The sequence below is a fragment of the Phytopseudomonas punonensis genome (assembly GCF_900142655.1).
GTDB lineage: Bacteria > Pseudomonadota > Gammaproteobacteria > Pseudomonadales > Pseudomonadaceae > Aquipseudomonas > Aquipseudomonas punonensis.
In genome coordinates this window covers 514,743-531,494 of the sequence record NZ_FRBQ01000003.1, presented here as the reverse complement: position 1 = coordinate 531,494, position 16,752 = coordinate 514,743, and the positions used below count along the sequence as shown (strand labels likewise).

General features: G+C 63.9%; 18 protein-coding genes. 8 read left to right on the top strand and 10 right to left on the bottom strand.

The features are described 5' to 3' along the window. The first annotated feature begins 179 nt into the window (after positions 1 to 179). Positions 180 to 1,496 (top strand): PQQ-binding-like beta-propeller repeat protein, encoded by a 1,317-nt coding sequence (locus BUC40_RS12455; protein WP_073266064.1) that lies wholly within the window; start codon positions 180 to 182, stop codon positions 1,494 to 1,496. Between the two features lie 90 nt (positions 1,497 to 1,586). On the opposite strand, the gene BUC40_RS12450 is transcribed toward BUC40_RS12455, so the two are convergent. Further along, positions 1,587 to 2,372 carry a sulfite exporter TauE/SafE family protein gene (locus BUC40_RS12450; protein ID WP_073266062.1) on the bottom strand — a complete coding sequence of 262 codons (786 nt, stop codon included), beginning with the start codon at positions 2,370 to 2,372 and terminating at the stop codon, positions 1,587 to 1,589. 369 nt (positions 2,373 to 2,741) lie between these two features. Here BUC40_RS12450 and BUC40_RS12445 point away from each other — a divergent pair, with 369 nt between their 5' ends. The 3 genes from BUC40_RS12445 to zapE are packed head-to-tail and all read left to right on the top strand — an operon-like array spanning position 2,742 to position 4,419. After that, positions 2,742 to 3,119: a hypothetical protein gene (locus BUC40_RS12445; protein ID WP_073266060.1), complete on the top strand. Its 378-nt coding sequence runs from the start codon at positions 2,742 to 2,744 to the stop codon at positions 3,117 to 3,119. Further along, positions 3,116 to 3,313: a helix-turn-helix transcriptional regulator gene (locus BUC40_RS12440; RefSeq protein ID WP_073266058.1), complete on the top strand. Its 198-nt coding sequence runs from the start codon at positions 3,116 to 3,118 to the stop codon at positions 3,311 to 3,313. The genes BUC40_RS12445 and BUC40_RS12440 overlap by 4 nt, the downstream gene beginning before the upstream one ends. After that, positions 3,310 to 4,419, top strand: coding sequence for a cell division protein ZapE (zapE, locus tag BUC40_RS12435; protein WP_073266056.1), 1,110 nt, complete (start codon positions 3,310 to 3,312; stop codon positions 4,417 to 4,419). The genes BUC40_RS12440 and zapE overlap by 4 nt, the downstream gene beginning before the upstream one ends. A 36-nt stretch (positions 4,420 to 4,455) precedes the next feature. Here the strand turns inward: zapE and BUC40_RS12430 are convergent, their stop codons facing one another. From BUC40_RS12430 to BUC40_RS12420, 3 genes are all read right to left on the bottom strand, one after another. Beyond that, on the bottom strand, positions 4,456 to 5,640 hold the full coding sequence (locus tag BUC40_RS12430; RefSeq protein WP_073266050.1) for a patatin-like phospholipase family protein: 1,185 nt from the start codon (positions 5,638 to 5,640) through the stop codon (positions 4,456 to 4,458). A 25-nt stretch (positions 5,641 to 5,665) separates the two neighbouring features. Then, on the bottom strand, positions 5,666 to 6,586 hold the full coding sequence (locus tag BUC40_RS12425; protein WP_073266048.1) for a lipid A biosynthesis lauroyl acyltransferase: 921 nt from the start codon (positions 6,584 to 6,586) through the stop codon (positions 5,666 to 5,668). A gap of 65 nt (positions 6,587 to 6,651) precedes the next feature. After that, the gene (locus tag BUC40_RS12420) at positions 6,652 to 6,933 is read right to left on the bottom strand and encodes a DUF2218 domain-containing protein (protein WP_073266047.1); all 282 of its coding nucleotides are present in this window, start codon (positions 6,931 to 6,933) and stop codon (positions 6,652 to 6,654) included. A gap of 177 nt (positions 6,934 to 7,110) precedes the next feature. Between BUC40_RS12420 and BUC40_RS12415 the strand changes: the two genes are divergently transcribed. Continuing rightward, positions 7,111 to 8,292 (top strand): acetyl-CoA C-acetyltransferase, encoded by a 1,182-nt coding sequence (locus tag BUC40_RS12415; RefSeq protein WP_073266046.1) that lies wholly within the window; start codon positions 7,111 to 7,113, stop codon positions 8,290 to 8,292. Positions 8,293 to 8,378: 86 nt separating this feature from the next. Beyond that, positions 8,379 to 8,672, top strand: coding sequence for a hypothetical protein (locus BUC40_RS12410; RefSeq protein ID WP_244160640.1), 294 nt, complete (start codon positions 8,379 to 8,381; stop codon positions 8,670 to 8,672). 37 nt (positions 8,673 to 8,709) lie between these two features. Here BUC40_RS12410 and BUC40_RS12405 read toward each other — a convergent pair whose 3' ends face one another. Then, positions 8,710 to 9,315, bottom strand: a complete 606-nt coding sequence (locus BUC40_RS12405) for a TetR/AcrR family transcriptional regulator (protein WP_073266041.1) — start codon at positions 9,313 to 9,315, stop codon at positions 8,710 to 8,712. 111 nt (positions 9,316 to 9,426) lie between these two features. Between BUC40_RS12405 and BUC40_RS12400 the strand changes: the two genes are divergently transcribed. After that, a complete protein-coding gene (locus tag BUC40_RS12400) occupies positions 9,427 to 10,629 on the top strand; it encodes an MFS transporter (protein ID WP_073266039.1) in 1,203 nt (400 codons plus the stop codon). 29 nt (positions 10,630 to 10,658) lie between these two features. After that, complete coding sequence (gene bdcA, locus BUC40_RS12395) at positions 10,659 to 11,372, top strand: SDR family oxidoreductase (RefSeq protein ID WP_073266037.1); 714 nt, start codon at positions 10,659 to 10,661, stop codon at positions 11,370 to 11,372. A 21-nt stretch (positions 11,373 to 11,393) separates the two neighbouring features. Here the strand turns inward: bdcA and BUC40_RS12390 are convergent, their stop codons facing one another. From BUC40_RS12390 to BUC40_RS12370, 5 genes are all read right to left on the bottom strand, one after another. Continuing rightward, positions 11,394 to 11,825: a YkvA family protein gene (locus tag BUC40_RS12390; RefSeq protein ID WP_073266035.1), complete on the bottom strand. Its 432-nt coding sequence runs from the start codon at positions 11,823 to 11,825 to the stop codon at positions 11,394 to 11,396. A 344-nt stretch (positions 11,826 to 12,169) separates the two neighbouring features. Beyond that, positions 12,170 to 12,907 (bottom strand): BamJ family beta-barrel-assembly machinery protein, encoded by a 738-nt coding sequence (gene bamJ, locus BUC40_RS12385; protein WP_073266033.1) that lies wholly within the window; start codon positions 12,905 to 12,907, stop codon positions 12,170 to 12,172. 251 nt (positions 12,908 to 13,158) lie between these two features. Continuing rightward, positions 13,159 to 14,061, bottom strand: a complete 903-nt coding sequence (locus tag BUC40_RS12380) for a hydroxymethylglutaryl-CoA lyase (RefSeq protein ID WP_073266030.1) — start codon at positions 14,059 to 14,061, stop codon at positions 13,159 to 13,161. Beyond that, a complete protein-coding gene (locus BUC40_RS12375; protein WP_073266028.1) occupies positions 14,058 to 15,956 on the bottom strand; it encodes an acetyl/propionyl/methylcrotonyl-CoA carboxylase subunit alpha in 1,899 nt (632 codons plus the stop codon). The genes BUC40_RS12380 and BUC40_RS12375 overlap by 4 nt, the downstream gene beginning before the upstream one ends. After that, entirely contained in the window at positions 15,953 to 16,750 is a 798-nt protein-coding gene (locus tag BUC40_RS12370; protein WP_073266026.1) for a gamma-carboxygeranoyl-CoA hydratase, read from the bottom strand. Before BUC40_RS12370 ends, BUC40_RS12375 begins: the two co-directional genes overlap by 4 nt. Positions 16,751 to 16,752: the final 2 nt, after the last annotated feature.

Below are 16,752 nucleotides of genomic sequence, written 5' to 3'. Positions count from 1 at the left end.
ACTTATTAGCCATTTCTATATCGCTGGGAACGAATGATCACCGCCATCGCTCTACCATGCCGAGAACGCGATGCTCTCGGCGCAAGGCCAGTCAGCAGCCCGATAGAATGCGGATCGAATAATTGGCTAGGGATGCTGCCCTGAGCGGCAGCGCAACAGCGTCAAGGAGCGCTTCAAGCATGACGACTCTAACTCCCCAACAGCAATGGCAAGCCGCCGTGCTGGACTACGCCAAGCAGGTAAATCGCTATGTCGAGCAGGGCCTCAGCCAGGGCTGGGACGGCCTGAAAGAACCACAACAGGCGCCGACCGAGCATTTGCTGCCGGCCCTGCTGGAAGCGCTGCAGACCGCCAATGAAACGAATGCGGATGATGCCAGCCGCGCCAACTTTCGTACCGACTGGCCACCTGCCCATCTGCCACTGGTGCCCTTGCTGGATGAGCAGGCTCAGAGCATCAGTGCCCTCGCGCTGCTCGACGATGGTAGCCTGCTGGCACGCGTCGGCAGCTCCTACGAACGCGGGCGCCTGGTACATATTCACGGCAACCAGTGGCACGACGTTATTGGTATCGACTTTTTCGGCCGCTGCCCGGCACGCCGTTATTTCGCGTTCGCCAGAGCATCCGGCATCAGCGTGCACGATGGCTGGAACGGCCCTCAGGTCGCCCAGTTCGCCTGGCCCACAGGTCTGGAAGGCTTACCGGTGGATGCCGGATTTGCAGCGTTTGAACATCCACCAACGCCGACCGCACTGATTCCCTTCCCGGATGGTCAACGTTTGCTGCTGGTCAGCTCGGACGGCATATTCGTGCTGGCCAAGGAGGCCACCACGCGCTTGCTGCCACGCCCGGCGGATATCCGCGAAGACCTGCGCAGGGGCACGCCCACCGATGACATAAGCCTAGGGCTGTCGATGGAACACGGCGCGGTATCGGCAGATGGCCGCTGGATCGCGGTCGGCGAGCAGTCTAGTAGCCATCTGGTATTTGGCAGCGACCTGCTGCAGGTCGCTGATGTCGGCCCGGTAGGCGAATATACGCATTTCGCCTTGTTCAACAGCCGTAGCGATCGCCTGATACTCAACGCCTGCCACTTCTACAACGGCGCCACCCTTAGCGTCGCCGTGGCCGACTTGCCAGGCCTGCAAACCGACTTCTACAGCGAGGATCAGCGCACTCCGATCGTCCAGGATGGTGCCCGCGTCTACGCTGGGGTTTCCCGTGGCGATACGTTCATCGTTGGTGATGCTTACGGTTATCTAAGGGCTTTTGACGACCAGGGCACTGAGCGTTGGCAGCACTTCATTGGCTCGACCATCTGTGCCATGGATCTGTCGGCCGACGGCAAAACCCTGGCCGTGTCCAGCTATGCTGGTTTCGTCTGTCTGATCGATCTGGAAGCCGGTCGCCCGGCCTGGCAGATCGGCACCGGCGAACACCATGAACGACAACGCTGGCTATTCTGGAAAGGCCAGAGCAAACCGTTGCTCTGGTGAGAGAACGCTGCCAGAACCTCGTGTAGCGCGCCCCTTCGATAGTGTGTCATCGCTGGTGACAGCGGCTCCGAAGGGGCATGTCTACGCTGATTAGAACGCCAGCTTGAAGCCGATCACCATCAACATGATCGCCAGGAACGGGCGCAGCAGATTGTCGGACACACGCCCAGAGAGGTGGCTGCCAAAGAAGATGCCTGGCAGCGAGCCCAGCAGCAGATAACCCAACACGCCCCAATCCAGATTGCCGAGCCCAGCATGGCCAAGGCCGGCGACCAGGGTCAGCGGCACGGCGTGCGCAATCTCGGTGCCCACCAGGCGGCGCGTGGGCATCAGCGGGTAAAGCAGAAACAGCGCCACAGTACCCAGCGCACCGGCGCCGATGGAAGTCAGGGTGACCATAAAGCCCAGTACCAGACCAACCAGCACGGTCAGCGCATTCAGGCGCCCGGGGCTGAAATGGAAGCCGTCACCCGCGTGGCGGCTGGCGAAGGCGAACAGCTGCTTCTTGAACAGGATCGCCGTGGCAGTCAGCAAGAGCACGATGCCCAGCGATTGTTTAATCAGCGCATTGGTAGCGTGTTGATCGCCAGGCAGCAGAGTCAGCGCCAGCAGCGTCAGCAAGGCTGCCGGCACGCTACCTGCGGCCAACCAGGCAGTTACCGACCAGTCGATATTGCGGTTGCGCTGGTGAACGAATACGCCGCCGGCCTTGGTGATGGCGGCATACAGCAGGTCGGTGCCCACTGCCGCTGCTGGGTTGATGCCGAACCAGAGCAGAATGGGCGTCATCAATGAACCACCACCCACGCCCGTCATACCGACAATAAAGCCGACCACCAGCCCCGCGATAACGAAGCCCATACCGCCAAAATCCATACCTGCCCCAATTGCCGTTGTCGGCTCATTCAGTAGCCGCGCAGGATAACCATCTGGAGCGAAAGGACATATACCGAGTAAGAATTTGCTTATAACAGTTATATCGACTCAGTCTGCGAGACCCAGCGGCCATTGGGTGCCTATGCTGTCTCGACCCTGCACGCCATGTGACTCACATGCAAACGGCCACCCCATCGGTTTCGCTACGTCAGTATTGGCAGGCCGCAGCGTAACTTGCCCGCAAGGCGACCCGGCAATGGCGCCACTGCCGTTAATGGGCGCACCACAACCCAAAGTGTAAAGCTTGCTTGACCAAGCGAGCGCGCCACCCTTAATGTAAAGGTAACTTTCCATTCGCGGTACAGCGCCATGACCGACTACAAGCGTTTCGTCATTCACTTCAGCCTGGCGATAACTGCCTACGTCATCGCAGTAGCGGTGAGCAGCCTGACCCAAGTGCTGTTGCCCGAAGGACTCTTGCGGACGCTGTGCGCACTGATTCCCATCGTGCCGATGATCGCCGTGGCCGTCACGGTGATTCGCCAGATCCGTCAGCTCGATGAGCTTGCCCGGGCGGTCCATCTGGAAGCCTTGGCGCTGGCATTCGTCGGCACGGCACTGATCACCTTTAGCTACGGCTTCTTGGAAACAGCGGGGTTTCCGCGCCTGTCGATGTTCTTAGTATGGCCGCTGCTCGCCGCACTCTGGGGCTTTGGCGCGTGGCTGGGCTGGAGACGCTACCGGTGATCAACCAGGTTCGCGAATTGCGCAATGGCCAGGGTTGGTCCCAGGCCGAGCTGGGTGAACGCCTGGGCGTATCCCGGCAGACGGTGAACGCCATCGAAACCGGCCGCTACGACCCCAGCCTGCCCCTGGCCTTCAAGATCGCCCGGCTGTTCGAACGCCCCATCGAAACCATCTTCCAGGCGCCCGACGCATGAGTAGTCTTGCACCGTTAGAGGCCTATCGCCTGGCCGTCGAACAGCAGGGTTTCGTCCGCGACGCCGCCCAACAGCAGGCGGCCGAATACTTGCAGCACTGTTACGAAGCCCTGCACCGCGGCGACTTGCCCCAGGGTGTCTATCTCTGGGGCCCGGTCGGGCGTGGCAAAACCTGGCTGATGGACAGCTTCCATGACTCGCTGCAGGTGCCGGCACGGCGCCAACACTTTCACCATTTCATGGGTTGGGTGCATCGCCGCCTGTTCGAGCTGACCGGCACTGCCGAGCCGCTGCGGGTATTGGCGCGGGAGCTGGCCAAAGAAATCCGCGTGCTGTGCTTCGACGAGTTGTTCGTCAGTGATATTGGCGACGCCATGCTACTGGGTGGGCTCTTCCGCTCGCTGTTCGACGAGGGCGTGGTATTGGTCGCTACCTCCAATCAGCCGCCGGAGCAGTTGTATGCCGGCGGCCATAACCGTGAGCGGTTTCTGCCGGCCATCGAAGCGCTGCAACAGCACATGCGCGTCGTGGAGGTAAATGGCGAGCAGGATCACCGCCAGCACCCTGGCAAGTTACGGCAACGCTATTGGATTCGTCAGGCAGACGAGCAAAGCGCCCTGCCCGCGGTGTTCGCCTCGTTGAGCGAGGGCGCGCCTGCCAGCAGCGAGCCGCTGGCCATCAACCACCGGATGATCAGTGTAAGGTGCCACAGCACGACCATCCTGTACTGCAGCTTCGAGCAGCTTTGTGAGCAGCCCCTCTCCGCTCAGGATTTCATCCTCCTGTGTGATCGCTTCAAGGCTATTTTGCTCGGTGATGTGCCCCCCCTCAGCGCCGAGCAGCAGCCGGCCAAGATCGCCCGCGGCACCGAAGACGCCGCCGAACGGGTGGTCGCCGGCGACCGGCAGTTACCCGCCCTGTCGGTTCACGACAACGCCGTGCGCCGCTTCATTGCCTTGGTAGACGAATGCTACGACCGCCGCGTGCCGCTCTATCTGGAGGCCTCGGTCGCGCTGGATGAGTTGTATACCGAGGGCTATCTGGGCTTCGCGTTTCGCCGCACCCTGAGCCGCCTGCAGGAAATGCAGCTCGAACGCTTCGGCTGATGACAGCCGCCCAGGAAACATTCCTGGGCTTGCGCGTCACTCAGCCGGGTCGCTTGGTAGCAGGCCGAGAAACGCCTGGATCTGAGCCTTCTTGGCGATGGCATCCTGGTAGCCCAGCTCGATCAGCTCGCTGCAATAACCGGGCTCGAACAGCAGGTAGCTGAGCACCCCGCCACCGCCGTCGCGGGTCGCGCCAGGCCCACGCAGGAACAGGCGCAGCGCCGCTGGCATTTCACGCCGATGCCGCGCAGCGATCACGTCCAGCGGTTGGCTCGGGGAAATCACCAATACCTCTACCGGCGTCAGCCCATAGGTGCGGCTGCGCTGCTCGGCCGGCACCAAACGGCCAAGCTGGTTGAGTCGCCCCAGCAGCTCAATATCGCTTTCCACATTGTCGATAAAGGTGCTGTTGAGCATGTGCCCGGCAATCTGCGCCAGGCTCGGCTGCGCCCCGACAGGCGCCGGAGTCGGTGCGCCGGTCTGATTGTTCACCGGATTACCACTCACTCCGACTACCAGCACCTTGGTTGCGCCCAGGTGCAGCGCCGGGCTGATCGGCGCCATCTGCCGTACCGCGCCGTCGCCAAAGTATTCGCGGTTGATTTTTACCGGCTCGAAGATCAGAGGAATCGCCGTACTGGCCAAAAGATGCGGCAACGCCAAGCGGGTCGGCACACCAACACGGCGATGCCGGAACCAGGGATCGATTGCCGCGCGCCCCTGGTAGAACGTCACCGCCTGGGCCGATTCGTAACCGAACGCGGTGACCGCCACAGCGCGCAGCTGGCGGTGGCGGATGGCTGCCGCGATACCGGAAAAATCCAGCTCACGGTCGAGCAGCTTGGCCAGCGGCGAACTGTCGAGCAGCGCTACCGGCACCTGCTTGCCGAGGCCAAGCATGTTGTGGCCGATGAAGCGGCTGGCCTGGCGCAGCACGCCCGGCCAATCGCTACGATACACCTGGTCGGTATGAAAGCTGCGCCACACGCTGCTCAGGCGCTTCACCGCCTCGCGAAAATGCAGCGCGCCGCAGGCCAGGCTTACGGCGTTGATGGCCCCCGCCGAGGTGCCGACGATGACCGGAAAGGGATTGTGCGATGAGTCAGCCGGCAACAGATCGGCAATCGCCGCTAATACCCCGACCTGGTAGGCAGCACGTGCGCCCCCGCCTGAGAGAATCAGCCCGGTAGTGGCCGGGCGGCCAACAGCATCCTGCTTCATTGCTTCGATTCCGGGTCGGGATGGGTCAGTAAAGCTTAGGCTCGCCTTCTGGGCGGGTCTTGAAGCGGCGGTGCGCCCACAGGTACTGAGCCGGGCACGTGGCGATTGCCTGCTCGACCCACCTGTTGACGCGCAGGCAATCGGCCTCCTCGTTCTCACCGGGGAAGTCGGTCAGTGGCGCATGGATGGTCAGGCGATAGCCCTGGCCATCCGGAAGGCGCTGCTGGGTGAATGGCAGCACGATGGCGCGCCCCAGACGCGCGAACTTGGTGGTCGCGGTAACGGTCGCCGCCTGGATGCCGAACAGCGGCGCGAACAGGCTCTGCTTGCGGCCGTAATCCTGATCGGGCGCGTACCAGATCGCCCGCCCGGCGCGCAGCACCTTGATCATCGCCCTCACGTCCTCGCGCTCAATGGCCGAGGCATCCAGGTTGTGACGTTCACGGCCACGGCGCTGCACGAAATCGAATACCGGGTTGCGGTGTTCGCGGTACATGCCATCGATGGTGTGCACTTGGCCAAGCAAGGCCGCGCCGATTTCCAGGGTGGTGAAGTGGATCGCCATGAGGATCACGCCCTGGCCTTGCGCCTGGGCCTGCTGCAGATGCTCGATGCCTTCGATATGCGCCAGGCGCGCGAGCTTTTCCCGCGGCCACCACCAGCTCATGGCCATCTCGAAGAAGGCGATACCGGTAGAGGCGAAATTTTCCTTCAGCAGACTCTCGCGCTCGGCGGCGGACATCTGCGGAAAGCACAGCTCAAGGTTGCGCGTGGCAATGCGCCGGCGCGAGCCAGCGACGAGGTACATCAACCAGCCAAGACCGCGGCCCAGGCGCAGCAAGGCGCCATAGGGCAGCTGCACGGTCAGCCACAACAAGCCCAGCCCGGCCCACAATGGCCAGAAGCGCGGATGAAGGAATGTGCGACGAAAAACGGGACGATCCATTGACGATCCTGGATGGCGTTCAAGGCCGCCTAGTCTAACAGCTCGCTCGCCGCTCTCGGCAGTGCTCAGCGCTGCCAGTCGATCTGCAGGGTTTCGTCGGCCACCATGCGCTGCATGTGGTCAGCCACCACCGGTTCGAGGCGATCGAGCGTGGCTGCGTCCGGCGCGTCGATGACCACCGTCAGGCCACCCTCGAAACGGGTCAGGGTAAGGCGCGCCGGATCGAAGACGATCTCGCCGCGCTGTTCGTCGAAGCTCACCTGGAATTTGTGGCTCCAGTGCCGGCACAGGCGGGTCAGGCAGCGCTGCCCCTGTTCGGTGGTGACCGTTGCGCGGGATTCGGGCATGGCAGCGTTCCTGATGCGGTTGTGGGTGCCAGGAATCTATCACGCCGTTTTGCTACACGGCATACGCCATTACCGATGCAACCAATCGAAAACCCTGGACTTGCATGGCGGCGGAGGCAGCGTCAGGATCATACCCCAGCCAATAACAATATCCGTCCATCTGGGCAGGAGAACACCATGCAAGAAGTCGTCATCGTCGCTGCAACCCGTACCGCCATCGGCAGTTTTCAGGGGGCGCTGGCGGATGTGCCGGCCACCGAACTGGGTGCTGCGGTGATCCGCCGCCTGCTTGAGCAGACCGGCCTGGACGGCGCACAGGTCGATGAAGTGATTCTTGGCCATGTGCTCACTGCCGGCGCCGGGCAGAACACCGCGCGCCAGGCTGCGATCCAGGCCGGCCTGCCCCACGCGGTGCCCGCGCTGACACTCAACAAGGTCTGCGGTTCCGGGCTCAAGGCCCTGCACCTCGGCGCCCAGGCGATCCGTTGCGGCGACGCCGAAGTGATCATCGCCGGCGGCATGGAGAACATGAGCCTGGCGCCCTACGTGCTGCCCAAGGCTCGCACCGGGCTGCGCATGGGCCACGGGCAACTGGTCGACACGATGATCAGCGACGGCCTGTGGGACGCCTTCAACGACTATCACATGGGCATCACCGCCGAGAACCTGGTGGAGAAATACGCCATCAGCCGCAAAGAGCAGGACGCCTTTGCCGCCGCCTCCCAGCAGAAGGCAATCGCCGCCATCGAGGCCGGGCGCTTCGCCGACGAAATCACCCCGATCCTGATCCCGCAGCGCAAGGGTGAGCCCGTCGCCTTCGCCACCGACGAACAGCCGCGCGCCGGCACCACGGCCGAAACCCTGGGCAAGCTCAAGCCTGCATTCAAGAAGGACGGCAGCGTCACCGCCGGCAACGCATCGAGCCTCAACGACGGCGCCGCTGCGGTGCTGTTGATGAGCGCGAGCAAGGCCCAGGCACTGGGCCTGCCGGTGCTGGCGCGCATCAAGGCCTATGCCAATGCCGGCGTCGACCCGGCGATCATGGGCATCGGCCCGGTATCGGCCACCCGCCGCAGCCTCGACAAAGCCGGCTGGACGCTTGACCAGCTGGACCTGATCGAAGCCAACGAAGCCTTCGCCGCCCAGGCCCTGTCGGTCGGCAAGGAGCTGGGCTGGGACGCCTCGAAGGTCAACGTCAACGGCGGCGCCATCGCCCTTGGCCACCCGATTGGCGCCTCGGGCTGCCGGGTATTGGTAACCCTGCTCCACGAGATGCTCAAGCGTGACGCCAAGAAAGGCCTGGCGACCCTGTGCATCGGCGGTGGCCAGGGCGTGGCGCTGCTGCTCGAACGCAGCTGAAAACAATGCGGCCCAGCCAATGGCTGGGCCTGCCCTTTCAGGCCCCGTTCGCGATACGATCAGGCTCCCTCCCGATGAAGCTGCCCATGAGCGACCTCCCACCTCTGCACTACCTGTTCGCCGAATGCCGCAAAAGCTGCCCGCAACGGCCAGATGTCACCTCTATCGTGCTGTTCGCGCTGCTTAGCGAAGACGACGAAGTGGTCTATCTGGAACTGCGCTACACCGACTTCGCCAGCGGCCAGTTTGAAGGTGATCACCTGTGGCTGTCGCTCGAAGAAGCGCTCGACGGCACCTTTGAAGATTACGGCATCAGCGAAGATGACTGGCGGCGACTGTCCGTCCGGGAAATCGCCCGTATCGACCGCACCATCGAGTGACGGCCACCGACGGATCGCGCCGCGACGACGGGCGCCGTTAGCCGCGGCAACTGTCCCACAGCTTCATGATCTGGCTGACCGCGGCATCCAGTGCCGCATGGCCGATGCCGTCCCGGGCCAGGGTGGACAGCCCCAGCAGGAAGCTGTCGAACGCCGAGGTCAGTGCCTGGATATCGGTATCAGCGGCAAGCTCGCCTTCGCCGATTGCCCGTTCGATACAGGCACGTAGGCCGTTGCGCGTCCGCTCGCGGACTGCACCGAGCAGCGAGTGCCCCTGCTCCGGCGTGCACACGCCGATGACCCCCAGGGCCACCATGCAGCCCCGTGGATGCCCCACCTCGCATTGCATCCTGGCCGAACGGCGTAATGTCAGTTCGACGGCATCGCGCGCCGCCAAGGTGCTGTCGAAGAGACCATCAGTCACCCTGCCGTGGGTGCTCATGTAGCGTTCCACCACTTCCTCGAACAGCGCCTCCTTGGAACCGAAGGCGGCATAAAAACTGGGTGCGGAGATGCCGCCGCCAATCGCGGCCTTGAGCTGGCTCAGGGATGTGGCCTGGTAGCCATGCTCCCAGAACAGGTGCATTGCCTGGTCGACTGCGGCATCGCGGTCGAATGTGCGGGGGCGCCCCATCTGTGCCATCTGCTTCCTCCTGCCTGACGATATAGATACTAGTCGATACAAAAGTTATTGACCATCGGATGCCGACCATCCTACATTTGTACCGACCGATACATATATGAGCACCCACCTATGACGACCTTCACGAAACCCGACACCCTCCCCGTGTCCGCGCTGCTCGCCCTGGCGATGACCGGCTTTATCTGCATCCTCACCGAAACCCTACCGGCGGGCCTGCTACCGCAGATCAGTGCCGGCCTCGACGTCTCGCCTGCCCTGGCCGGCCAGCTGGTGACGCTCTATGCGCTGGGCTCGTTACTGGCAGCGATTCCGCTGACCATCGCCACCCAGGGCTGGCGACGACGCAACGTGCTGCTGCTGGCGATCGTCGGCTTTCTGCTGTTCAACTCGATCACAGCTTGGTCGTCCGATTACGCGCTGACGCTGGTCGCACGCTTTTTCGCCGGTATGGCGGCAGGCTTGGCCTGGAGCCTGATAGCCGGCTACGCCCGGCGCATGGTCGCCCCGCACCAGCAGGGTCGCGCTTTGGCGCTGGCCATGGTCGGCACGCCCATCGCGCTGTCGCTGGGCGTGCCCATCGGCACCTGGCTCGGCGGCGTGGTGGGCTGGCGCACCGCGTTCGGCTTGATGTCGCTATTGAGCATCGTGTTGATCGTCTGGGTACTGGCCAAGGTGCCGGACTACCCCGGCCAGGCGCGCACCCAGCGTGTACCCCTGCGCGCCGTGCTGCTGACGCCTGGCGTGCGTCCGGTGCTGGCCGTGGTGCTGACCTGGATGCTCGCCCACAACATGCTCTACACCTACATTGCGCCCTTTATCGCCCCTGCCGGGCTGGCCAGCCAGGTCGATGTCGTGCTGCTGGCCTTCGGTGTTGCCGCGCTGATCGGCATCTGGATCACCGGCCGCCTGGTCGATCACCATCTGCGCCAGGCGGTGCTCACCAGCCTCGCCACCTTCGCGCTGGTTGCCTTGCTGTTCGGTCTCTACGCCGAATCGCCTGCGGTGTTGTACGCCGGTGTGTTCGTCTGGGGGCTGACCTTCGGCGGCGCCGCGACGCTGTTGCAGACCGCCTTGGCCGATGCCGCCGGCTCCGGTGCCGACGTGGCCATGTCGATGAACGTGGTGATCTGGAACAGCGCCATCGCCGCAGCAGGCCTCAGTGGCGGGCTGCTACTTGGGCAGTTCGGCGTGGGCGTGTTCCCATGGGCGATGCTGGCGCTGCTGTTGATCGCCCTGTGGGTCGCCTCGGCGGCCAGCAGACACGGTTTCCCTGCCGGCCAGCGGCGCAGCGACGTGCTGGTCGCCGGCCACTGATCCAACCTTCCGCAACCAGGAGATAGCCCATGTCCCACTCGAATCGCCAATCCGTTCTCGTCCTCGGTGGCAGCCGCGGTATCGGCGCCGCCATCGTGCGCCGCTTCGCCGGCGACGGCGCGCAGGTCACCTTCACCTACGCCAGTTCGGCAGCGCCTGCTCTTGAGCTCGCAAAAGAGACCGGCAGCACCGCCCTGCAACTGGACAGCGCCGACCGTCAGGCCCTCACGTCGGCCATCGAGGGCCTTGGCGCCATCGACGTGCTGGTGATCAATGCCGGTATCTTCGTCGCCGGCGACCCGCTGGAGCTGGATGCCGATGCCATCGACAAGCTTTTCACCATCAACATCAACGCGCCTTATCACGCCGCGGTGAGTGCAGCGCGGCAGATGCCGGACGGCGGGCGGATCATCCTGATCGGCTCGACCAATGCCGACCGCGTACCGATGCAAGGCATGGCCGCCTACGGCGCCAGCAAGGCGGCGTTGAGTGGCATGGTCAAGGGGCTGGCAAGGGACTTCGGCGCCCGCGGCATCACCGTGAACGTGGTGCAACCGGGACCGACCGACACCGACATGAACCCCGCCGATGGACCGCTGAACGAGCTGATGCACAGCTTCATGGCGATCAAGCGTCATGCCAGCAGCGACGAGATCGCCGGCATGGTGGCCTGGCTGGCTGGCAGCGAAGCCGGCCTGGTGACCGGCGCGGCGCTGACCATCGATGGCGGCTTTGGCGCCTGACGGCCTTTTAGAAAACGAACCTCAGGTCACCCGCTCAGCCACCGGCAGTTTGGCGATGGCTTCGCGGGTTTCCCGATCCTGGGCGTCGCGCCAGGTGCGGAATGCATCAAGCTCGCCGCCCCAGGTCTTCATCACCCAGGCCAGTACCGCCAGGTCGTCGATCAGGCCCAGACCGGGAATGAAGTCGGGAAGAGCATCGAGCGGCGACACGAAATAAATAAGACCGGCGACGATGGCCACCAGGGCCTGCGGGTTGATCGCCCGGTAACTGCCGCGCCACCAGGCCACGCACAGCTCCTGCAGCAGGCCCAGATCGCTTCGCAGCGATGACAGGCTGCGCGCGCCGCCGCCACTCTTGCGGGTTACCGCCAGCAGCAATGCTGGAAGACGACCGCGCTTGAGAAAGCGCTGCGCGATGGGCAGGTAACGGGCGAAATTCCAAGGTGCTTTCATGACCACTCCTCGTCAGCCCGCATAGCTGCTGGGCTGTCTGTGGTTATCCACTAGAGCTGTGGATAACCTTGTGAACAGTTATGGGATTAGCTTACCAAACGCCCTTGCCATGCGGCCTTGCCACAGATCGGACATTTTTTATCCAGCAGATAAAAACCTGCTAAATCAATCAGTTAAAAAAATCAAAAGATTTCGTAAAAAACCTGACCGGGCGAATAAGAACCTTTGTCGGCATGTGCATAACCACAGTGTCAAGGCCTTGCATTCAGCTCCATTTGCGATTAGGCAACTGCCAGAAACAACAACGCCCCGGCAAGCGGGGCGTTGTTTGAGGCGGCTAACGCTTACTTGGCTGGCGCGGCTTCAGGAGCGGCCTGCTCTTGAGCAGCCTTGTCCTTGATCGCGATCAGCTCAAGGTCGAACACCAGTACCGAGTTGGCCGGAATGGCCGGGCTCGGGCTCTGGGCGCCGTAGGCCAGTTCGGCGGGGATGTACAGTTTGACCTTCTCGCCAACGTGCATCAGTTGCAGGCCTTCGACCCAACCCGGAATCACGCCGCCAACCGGCAGGTCGATCGGAGTGCCGCGCTCGATGGAGCTGTCGAATACGGTGCCGTCAGTCAGCTTGCCTTCGTAGTGAACGGTAACCACGTCGTCAGCCTTGGGCTGAGGGCCGTCGGCTTTTTTGACCACTTCGTACTGAAGGCCGGAAGCGGTGGTGGTGACACCGTCACGCTTGCCGTTCTCTTCCAGGAACTTCTTGCCAGCGGCAGAAGCTTCTTCGTTCATCTTGGTCATGCGCTCTTCGGCACGTTTTTGCAGAGAGGCGAACGCCTCGATCAGCTCTTCGTCCTTCAGGCGCTGCTCTTTCTTGCCGATGGCATCTTCGATGCCGGTGGCAACGGCGTTTGGATCCAGGTCGTCCATACCTTCCTGAGCCAGGCTTTTGCCCATGTTCAGACCGATACCGTAGGACGCCTTCTGCGCCGGGGTTTCCAGTTTTACGTCGCTGGTTTGCGAGTCACAACCGGCGAGCACCAGGCCCACCAGGGCGATCGCTGCTGCCAAACGATGCTGTTTCATGCTGATTCCTTGTCCGCTGCGCCCTAGGGGCTATCGAGTGAAGGCGCGAGCTTAGGGTGTGTGAGTGTATCAACGCAAGCCGCGGCGCCTGGAATTACCCAGGCAGATCACGCGTACTCTGCGAGAAGTGGCGAGCGGCGGCAAAAACACCGACCGAAACGTCCAGCACGTGCCAACACAGCGACGTAACTGACTAGCCGGTAAGAGTTTTTCTAAGGGCAGAAGTTCAGTGGTGGCCGGCGAAACAGGGCTCACGCGAGCGCTGATCGCGCTCGTGCCACCCGCGAGGCGGACTCGCGCCCAAGCACGCGACTGATGCGCTGCCCTGCCTCGATCAAGCGGGGTAGATCGACCCCAGTCTCGATACCGAGGCCCTGCAGCAGATACAGCACATCCTCGCTGGCCACATTGCCGGTCGCGCCCTTGGCATAGGGGCAGCCGCCAAGGCCGGCGACCGAGCTGTCGAACACCGCGATGCCCTCCAGCAGGCTGGCGTAGATATTCGCCAGCGCTTGCCCGTAGGTGTCATGGAAATGCCCGGCCAGACGCTCACGCGGCACCTCGCGGCCTACCACCTCGAACAGGTGACGTACCGCACCGGCGGTCCCCACACCAATGGTGTCGCCCAGGGATACCTCGTAGCAGCCCATCGCCTGCAGCTCGCGGGAGACGAGCGCCACCTGCCGGGCCGAGATGGCGCCGTCGTAGGGGCAGCCAAGCACGCAGGACACATAGCCGCGTACCCGAACACCGTGCTGCCGAGCCGCGTCCATCACCGGTTCGAAGCGATTCAGGCTCTCGGCAATCGAGCAATTGATATTGCGCTGTGAAAAGGACTCGGACGCCGCGGCGAACACCGCGACTTCCCTTACCCCAGCGGCCAGAGCCGCCTCCAGCCCCTGCAGGTTGGGAGTCAATGCCGCATAGGTGACGCCGGAGCGCTGCTCGATGCCGGCGAATACCTCGGCGCTGCCGGCCATCTGCGGCACCCATTTGGGCGAAACGAAACTGCCGACTTCTATATAACCAAGTCCAGCCGCGCTCAGGTCATCGACCAGGCGCACCTTGTCAGCAACGCTTATCGGCTGCTTCTCGTTCTGCAGGCCATCACGCGGGCCGACTTCCACCAGACGAACATGGCTGGGCAGGCTCATAGCTGCACCTCCAGTTCGACCAGCACCGCGCCTTCGCCGATCAGGTCGCCCTCGGCGCAGTGAATGGCTTTGATGACACCTGCCTGGGGCGCGCGAATGCTGTGCTCCATCTTCATGGCTTCCAGCACCACCAGGGCAGCGCCCGCCTCGACCTGCTGCCCCGGCGCAGCCAGTACCCGCACGATGCTGCCGTTCATGGGCGCGGTAAGCCCGCCCTGGTGGGCAGCGCTGGCCTCAGCGGCGGCAAGCGGATCGAAACGACGCACGGCCAGCCACTCCACGCCCCAACGCAGATACAGGGTGTCGCCCTGGCGCACGGCGGCTCTGGGCGCCTCGCTCATGGGGGCCACCCGCAGGCGGTGCGTGGCCTCGCCACAGGTCAGGGTCATCGGTGTGCCGGCTGGCGACACACTGCGCCAGGCGTTACGCGCCACCCAGGGCGAGTGCGGATCGTCGGCTCGCTGCCTGTCGTTATCGGTGGCCAGCAGGGCCGCCCCAACCTGCTGCCAGAAGGCATCCGGCAGTTCCTGCGCTGGCGGCAACAATTGCGCCTGGTGCCGCTCGATAAAGCTGGTGTCCAGCTCGGCGGCAGCGAACGCCGGATGGGCGAGGACACGCTGCAGAAACGCCAGGTTGGTCTTGAAGCCGCCGACTACGGTTTCACCCAGCATGGCCAGCAGACGCTGGCGAGCTTCCTCGCGGTTTTCGCCCCAGGCGATCAGCTTGGCCAGCATCGGGTCGTAGAACGGCGACACCTCATCGCCCTGCTCCACGCCGCTGTCGACCCGCCGCCCAGGCCCGGCTGCCGGCTCACGGTACAAATCGAGATGCCCACTGGCCGGCAGGAAACCGCCTTCCGGATCCTCGGCATACAGGCGCACTTCTATCGCATGCCCCTTGAGCGGTACCTGCTCCTGGCGAATCGGCAGCGGCTCGCCACGGGCTACGCGGATCTGCCAGGCCACCAGATCGAGGCCGGTGATCGCCTCGGTCACCGGGTGCTCGACCTGCAGGCGGGTGTTCATCTCCATGAAGAAGAACTCGCCGCGGGCATCGAGCAGAAACTCGACGGTGCCAGCGCCCACATAGCCGATGGCCTGGGCAGCTCGTACGGCAGCCTCGCCCATAGCCCGGCGCAGCTCGGGTGACAGGCCGGGCGCCGGCGCCTCTTCGACCACCTTCTGGTGGCGGCGCTGGATCGAGCAATCCCGTTCGTTGAGGTACAGGCAGTTGCCATGCTGATCGGCAAATACCTGAATCTCCACGTGGCGTGGCTGCAGCACGTACTTCTCCACCAGCATGCGCCCGTCACCGAACGCCGACAGCGCTTCGCGCTGTGCCGAGGCCAATGCGTCGGCCAGATCCGCCTCGCGCTCGACGATCTTCATGCCCTTGCCGCCGCCGCCAGCCGTCGCCTTGAGCAGCACCGGGTAGCCGATCTGCTCGGCAGCCACCCGGAAGGTTTCCAGATCCTGGGCAGCACCGTGATAACCCGGCACCAGCGGCACGCCGGCCTCCTCCATCAGCGCCTTGGCCGCCGATTTGCTGCCCATGGCATCAATGGCGCTGGCCGGCGGGCCGAGAAAGATCAGCCCGGCCGCTTCGAGCTTGCGGGCGAAGGTGGCGTTCTCGGACAGAAAGCCGTAACCGGGGTGGATGGCTTCGGCGCCGCTGGCCCTGGCGGCCTCGATGATCTTGTCCATCAGCAGGTAGCTGTCAGCCGGTTTTGCACCACCCAGATCGATGGCGACATCCGCCTCGCGCACGTGCCGGGCGCTGTGGTCGATGGCGCTGTGTACTGCCACCGTGGTCAGCCCCAGGGCCTTGGCGGTACGCATGATGCGGCAGGCGATTTCGCCACGGTTGGCGATCAGCAATGTGGTGATGGTTTTCATGACTGGGCCTGCCAGGCAGGTGTGCGTTTTTGCAGAAAGGCGTTGAGGCCCTCCTGCCCTTCGTCGCTGATGCGGATGCCGGCAATCACGCTTTCCGTGCGCTGGCGCAGGGCGTCGCTGAGCACGCCGCTGCCGACACCCTGCAACAGCGCCTTGGTCTCCCGCATGGCCTGAGGGCTGTTGAGCAGCAGCGTGGCGATCCACTGTTCCACTTCGCTCTCCAGCTCGGCCACCGGATAACACTCGGCCAGCAGGCCCAACTCCCGTGCGCGCTCTCCATCGAAGCGCTCGGCACTCAGGGCATAGCGGCGCGCCGCGCGCTCGCCGATGGCCTGCACCACATAGGGGCTGATCACTGCGGGCGCCAGGCCGATGCGTACTTCGGAGAGGCTGAACGACGCCTCGCAGGCGCCGATGGCGATATCGCAGCAGGCCGTGAGCCCGACCGCCCCACCAAACGCGGCGCCCTGCACCACCGCGAGCGTCGGGCACGGCAGGTGGTAGAGCTGGTTCATCAATTCGCCGAGCTGGTGGGCATCGCGCAGGTTGGCGGCATAGTCGAGCGCGGCCGAGGCCTGCATCCAGGCCAGGTCTGCGCCAGCACTGAAGTGCTTGCCGCGCCCACGCAGGATCAGAAAACGCACGCTGTCATCAGCGGCCACCTGGCGTAGCGCCTGGATCAGCTCCTTGATCATCTCGGCGTTGAAGGCGTTGTGCTTGTCCGCGCGGTTCAGCCACAGGGTGGCGACGCCGCGCGAATCGGTCTGCAGTTCGATTGTGGTGAAGTCGGTCATCG